At 49.2% G+C, this 380-nt stretch carries 1 protein-coding gene and 1 rRNA gene; one reads left to right on the top strand and one right to left on the bottom strand.

Features of this window, described 5'->3' with window-relative positions; genetic code table 11:
- Nucleotides 1-242 (top strand): hypothetical protein (locus IB269_RS29175; protein ID WP_156517040.1); only part of this gene is annotated, 242 nt, incomplete at its 5' end.
- 21 nt (nucleotides 243-263) lie between these two features.
- Here the strand turns inward: IB269_RS29175 and rrf are convergent.
- A 5S ribosomal RNA gene (rrf, locus tag IB269_RS28925) occupies nucleotides 264-376 on the bottom strand.
- Nucleotides 377-380: the final 4 nt, after the last annotated feature.

Below are 380 nucleotides of genomic sequence, written 5' to 3'. Positions count from 1 at the left end.
TCATGAGCGTTTTTGGCTTCAAAGAGCCGAGTTCCAAAGAACTTGGCTGTTCGCCTCAAACGCCCACGCTTATCGGCTGTATATTTTTAAGGATCGAAGCAGAGAATTTCTTCTTTACTTCCGACTCACTGCGATCAGTGAAGTCTTGTATTCTAGCACAACTTTCGCTGCACTTTCAACGCTTTTTGCGTTTTCTTCTCTACCCTGCTCAGCAGGAGAGAGAAGAAAACGCCCGGCGCTAGCCGGGCGTTTTGGCTGTAAGAGCCTGACGATGACCTACTTTCACACGGGAACCCGCACTATCATCGGCGCAAAGTCGTTTCACTGTCCTGTTCGGGATGGGAAGGAGTGGTACCAACTTGCTATGGTCATCAGGCATA

Origin of the sequence: Delftia sp. DLF01 (genome assembly GCF_014852125.1) — a bacterium.
Classification (GTDB): domain Bacteria; phylum Pseudomonadota; class Gammaproteobacteria; order Burkholderiales; family Burkholderiaceae_C; genus Comamonas; species Comamonas acidovorans.
This window is presented reverse-complemented; position numbering and strand designations above follow the sequence as displayed.